The organism is Saccharopolyspora sp., assembly GCF_017434145.1.
Taxonomy (GTDB): domain Bacteria; phylum Actinomycetota; class Actinomycetes; order Mycobacteriales; family Pseudonocardiaceae; genus Saccharopolyspora_C; species Saccharopolyspora_C galaxeae.
This window is the reverse complement of record NZ_JAFRFW010001024.1, coordinates 1-4,906: the sequence shown is the minus strand read 5'-3', so window position 1 is coordinate 4,906 and position 4,906 is coordinate 1. Positions and strand designations below refer to the sequence as shown.

The 4,906-nt window shown below is 69.4% G+C and carries 4 protein-coding genes and 1 pseudogene; 4 read left to right on the top strand and 1 reads right to left on the bottom strand.

Annotated elements, in window-relative coordinates; genetic code table 11:
* Positions 1-121 precede the first annotated feature (121 nt).
* Positions 122-259 (bottom strand): annotated as a pseudogene (locus tag IJH84_RS27995) (FAD-dependent oxidoreductase); the annotation flags it as partial.
* Positions 260-443: 184 nt separating this feature from the next.
* Between IJH84_RS27995 and IJH84_RS27990 the strand changes: the two are divergent.
* The 4 genes from IJH84_RS27990 to hsaA all read left to right on the top strand — a co-directional run bounded on the left by IJH84_RS27990 (position 444) and on the right by hsaA (position 4,691).
* Entirely contained in the window at positions 444-1,238 is a 795-nt protein-coding gene (locus tag IJH84_RS27990) for a 2-keto-4-pentenoate hydratase (RefSeq protein WP_295150926.1), read from the top strand.
* A gap of 71 nt (positions 1,239-1,309) precedes the next feature.
* Complete coding sequence (locus tag IJH84_RS27985) at positions 1,310-2,221, top strand: acetaldehyde dehydrogenase (acetylating) (RefSeq protein ID WP_200069149.1); 912 nt, start codon at positions 1,310-1,312, stop codon at positions 2,219-2,221.
* Complete coding sequence (dmpG, locus tag IJH84_RS27980; protein ID WP_295150923.1) at positions 2,218-3,255, top strand: 4-hydroxy-2-oxovalerate aldolase; 1,038 nt, start codon at positions 2,218-2,220, stop codon at positions 3,253-3,255. The genes IJH84_RS27985 and dmpG overlap by 4 nt, the downstream gene beginning before the upstream one ends.
* A 257-nt stretch (positions 3,256-3,512) precedes the next feature.
* Positions 3,513-4,691 (top strand): 3-hydroxy-9,10-secoandrosta-1,3,5(10)-triene-9,17-dione monooxygenase oxygenase subunit, encoded by a 1,179-nt coding sequence (gene hsaA, locus IJH84_RS27975; protein ID WP_200069151.1) that lies wholly within the window; start codon positions 3,513-3,515, stop codon positions 4,689-4,691.
* Positions 4,692-4,906: the final 215 nt, after the last annotated feature.

Here is a 4,906-nt window from a genome sequence, read left to right as displayed (position 1 = left end):
GCCTTGCAAAACAGTGTGCACTACTCGACCTAAGCCCCGACGTTTGCGCAGTTGGTGTAAAAAGCTTAGGTCGAATAGTGTACACTATTGGGGATAACCGTCTGCGTCGAGGAGGTTCCCTGCGGGCGGCCTTCTCCACCACCACGGCGCGCAAGCCCTGCCGCGCGGCGGTGATCGCCGCGGACAGCCCGGCTGCGCCGCTGCCTACGACCACGACGTCGAACCGGTGGTCCGGCGTCTCCGGGGCGGCTGCGCTCATGGCACCTCCATCGCAGTTGTTATTGAAACATGTTATAGTTCTTGGGCGGGATGGCGCTATGGTGTGTCGCAGAAACTTGGATTCGGCCCGGTCGGACGACGATGAGAACCTGTTCCAATCGGTGCTGACGAGGGGCGCCGCCGCAGCCGTCCCCGGCCGCTGCGGCACGGAGTCGGGAGGCGATGTGCTCACGAGTGAACAGCGCGACGGGCTCGCGCAGCGGCTGTGGTGCGCCGAGCGCGACCGGGCGCCGATCGCCCCGCTGATCGATGCGCACCCCGAGCTGACCGCGGTGGACGCCTACGAGATCCAGCTCGGCAACATCCGCCGCCGGCTGTCGGCGACCGAGGTGGTCGGGCACAAGGTCGGCCTGTCCTCACCGGTGATGCAGCGGATGATGGGCGTGGACGAGCCCGACTACGGCCACCTGCTCGCGGACATGCGGCTGACCGAGGACCGGCCGGTCGACGCGGGCCGCTACTGCCATCCGCGGGTCAAGGTCGAGGTCGGCTTCCTGCTCGGCGCGGACCTGCCGGGCGAGTCCTGCACCGAGCAGGACGTGCTGGACCGGACCGAGGCGCTCGTCCCCGCCATCGAACTCATCGACAGCCGGATCGCGGACTGGCGGATCAGCCTGCCCGACACCATCGCCGACAACGCGTCCTCGGCCGGATTCGTGCTGGGGCAGGAGCGGATTCGTCCGGACGAGGTCGATCCGCGCGCGATCGACGCGGTGCTGTGCCGGGACGGCGAGCAGATCGCCGCGGGCAGTTCGGACGCCGTGCTCGGCAACCCGGCGACCGCGGTGGCGTGGCTGGCGCGCAAGGTCGCGAGCTTCGGCGTCCGGCTGTGGGCGGGCAACGTCGTGCTGCCCGGCTCGTGCACCCGCGCGGTCGATGTTTCCGCAGGCCAACGGTTCGCTGCGGAGTTCAGCGCGGACGGTCGGCGGTTGGGCGAGGTTTCCGTGTCGTTCGTGTGACCGGGCCGGCGAGGTTCCGGGCAAGCGAGGTTCCGGACCAGCGAGATTCAGCGAGGTTTCGAGGAGCGCAGATGAGTGCGAGGAAAGCGACCGCGGCGATCGTCGGATCCGGCAACATCGGGACCGACCTGCTCTACAAGCTGCACCGGTCCGGGCTGGTCGAGCCGCGTTGGATGATCGGCATCGACCCGGCCAGCGAAGGGCTCCGCCGCGCAGCCGAGCTCGGCGTGCACACCAGCGCCGCCGGGGTGGACTGGCTGCTCGACCAGGACGAGCGGCCCGACCTGGTCTTCGAGGCGACGTCGGCGTCGGTGCACCGCGCGAACGCGCCCCGCTACGCCGCCGCCGGGATCCGGGCGATCGACCTGACTCCGGCGTCGGTGGGGCCGTCGGTGATCCCGCCGGTGAACATCGGTGCGCACCTGGACGCGCCGAACCTGAACCTGATCACCTGCGGCGGGCAGGCGACGATTCCGATGGTGCACGCGGTTTCCCGGGTCGCACCGGTCAGCTACGCCGAGATCGTCGCCTCGGTGGCGTCGGTCTCCGCCGGTCCGGGCACCCGCGCGAACATCGACGAGTTCACCAAGACCACGAGTGCCGGCATCGAGACCATCGGTGGTGCGCAGCGCGGCAAGGCGATCATCGTGCTGAACCCCGCCGACCCGCCGATGATCATGCGCGACACCATCTTCTGCGCCATCCCGCCGGGTTCGGACACCGACGCGGTCGGCGAGTCGATCACCCGGATGGCCGGTGAGATCGCGGAGTACGTGCCCGGCTACCGGTTGCTGGCGGAGCCCCAGTTCGACGCCGCCGCGGACCACACCCGGGTCGCCACGTTCGTCGAAGTCGCGGGTGCGGGCGACTTCTTGCCGCCGTACTCCGGAAATCTCGACATCATGACCGCCGCGGCCGTGCGCGTGGGCGAAGGACTGGCCCGCGCGGGCGCGCTCGACACCGAAGGGGAGCGAGTCCCGTGACCGAACTGCCCAGGACGTACTCCGATTCCCTCGACCTGCGCGTGACCGACACTTCGCTGCGCGACGGCTCGCACCACAAGCGCCACCAGTTCACCGCCGACGAGGTCCGCGACATCGTCACCGCGCTGGACGGCGCCGGGGTGCCGGTGATCGAGGTGACGCACGGCGACGGGCTCGGCGGCTCGTCGTTCAACTACGGATTCTCGCGCACGCCGGAACAAGAGCTGATCGAGCTGGCGGTGCGCACCGCGCGCAACGCGAAGATCGCGTTCCTGATGCTGCCCGGTGTGGGTGTGCTCGACGACATCGCCGCGGCGCAGGACAACGGCGCCTCGGTGTGCCGGATCGCCACGCACTGCACGGAAGCCGATGTGTCGGTGCAGCACTTCCAGCTCGCCCGGGAGCGCGGCCTGGAAACCGTGGGCTTCCTGATGATGGCGCACTCGCAGCCGCCGGAGGTGCTGGCCAAGCAGGCCCGCGTGATGGTCGACGCGGGCTGCCAGTGCGTGTACGCGGTGGACTCCGCTGGTGCGCTGGTGCTGGAGCAGGTGTCCGACCGGGTTTCGGCGATCGTGGCCGAGGTCGGTGGCGAGGCGCAGGTGGGCTTCCACGGGCACGAGAACCTCGGTGTCGGTGTGGCGAACTCGATCGCGGCGGCGCGGGCGGGTGCCGTGCAGATCGACGGCAGCGCGCGCCGATTCGGCGCAGGCGCGGGAAATACGCCGGTCGAGGCGTTCGTCGGGGTTTGCGACAAGCTGGGCATCCGCACCGGTGTGGACTTCTTCGCGATGGCCGAGGCCGCCGAGCAGGTGGTGCGTCCGGCGATGCCGCAGGAATGCCTGCTGGACCGGTCGGCGCTGATGATGGGCTATGCGGGCGTGTATTCGAGCTTCCTCAAGCACGCCGAGCAGCAGGCCGAGCGCTACGGCGTCGATGCCGCGGCGCTGCTGGTGCGCGCCGGTGAGCGCAACCTCGTCGGCGGCCAGGAGGACCAGCTCATCCAGCTGGCCCTGGAGCTGCGCGCGGAATCCTGACGCTGCCCGCTGGCGCCTCGGAGTGCGGGGCCGCTCGCCCCGCGAGGTTGGTCGCAGGAGTCCTTCACTCGCGAGTTCGCGACGGTGGCGCGGCGCGGCTGTCGACAAAAACGAGAACAAGTTCTAGTGTTGGAGCAGCGTCGTGATCCGCGGAGGAGTGGTTCGACGACGGTGGTTCCGCTTCGGTCCATCGATTCATCGGCAGAACGAGTTGCACGCCGTGCTCGCGCCGTGCACGAGGAAACGGGAGCGCATGGATGAGTGACCAGGACGGCCGGCAGGTCATCGACCGGGTGCGGCAGTTGCTCCCGGATCTGCGCGAGCGCGCGCAGAAGGCGGAGGACGCCCGCAAGGTCCCCGAGGAGTCGATCGAGGCGCTGCAGCAGACCGGTTTCTTCAAGCTGCTGCAACCGGCCCGCTACGGCGGCGCCGAAGCCGACCCGGTCGACTTCTACACCGCGGTCAAGCTGATCGGCAGCGCGTGCGGCTCGACGGGTTGGGTCGCCTCCATCATCGGGGTGCACCCCTGGCACCTCGCGCTGTTCCCGCAGCAGGCGCAGGACGACGTGTGGGGCTCGGACTCCGACACGCTGGTCTCCTCGTCGTACGCGCCGATGGGCAAGGCGACGCTCGTCGACGGCGGGTACCGGTTGTCCGGGCGGTGGAGCTTCTCCTCCGGCTGCGACCACGCGCGGTGGGCGTTCGTCGGCGGGCCCGCCTACAACGCGGCGGGCGAGGCCGTGGACTTCTGCACCTACTTGTTGCCGCTGGGCGATTACCGCATCGACGACGTGTGGGACACCGTCGGCCTGCGCGGCAGCGGCAGCAACGACATCGTCGTGGACGACGTGTTCATCCCGGCGCACCGGGCGCTGAGCTTCATGGCCATGTCGAAGACGCAGTGCCCGGGGCACGAGGTGAACACCGCCCCGCTCTACAAACTCCCTTGGGGGACGGTGCATCCGACGACGATCACGGCTCCGATCGTCGGCATGGCCCAAGGTGCCTACGACGCGCACGTGGAGCACCAGGGCAAGCGGGTGCGAGCGGCTTACGCGGGCGAGCGGTCCAAAGAGGACCCGTTCGCGAAGGTGCGGATCGCCGAGGCGGCCAGTGAAATCGATGCCGCCTGGCTGCAGCTGACCCGCAACATCTCCGAGGAGCTGGAACTGCTGCGGGACGGGCAGGAAGTGCCGATGGCGCTGCGCCTGCGCGCCCGCCGCGACCAGGTGCGGGGCACCGCCAGGGCGATCGAGGCGATCGACCGGCTCTTCGAGAACTCCGGCGGCCGCGCGCTGGCCAACGGCACCCCGATCCAGCGGTTCTGGCGGGACGCGCACGCCGGCCGGGTGCACGCGGCCAACGATCCGGAACGCGCCTACACGATGTTCGGCACCGGCGAATTCGGCTTGCCGGTCAAGGACTCCATGGTGTGAGCCTAATGAGTATTGGAAAGTGGTTTGCGTAGCTGGTTGCGTGGCGGAACCTCAGACGCCTGCTCGCTGCGGGATCTCCTCCTGACGTAGCGCCCTACGCGGCGTCGGAGCTGTCCTCGCGAGCAGACGCCTGAGAACCCGCGGCGGTGCCGGTTGCTCAGGTGGTCGGCGCAAGCGGCTTCGCCGCTTCCTGAACAGAACTGAGTTCCGCCCCG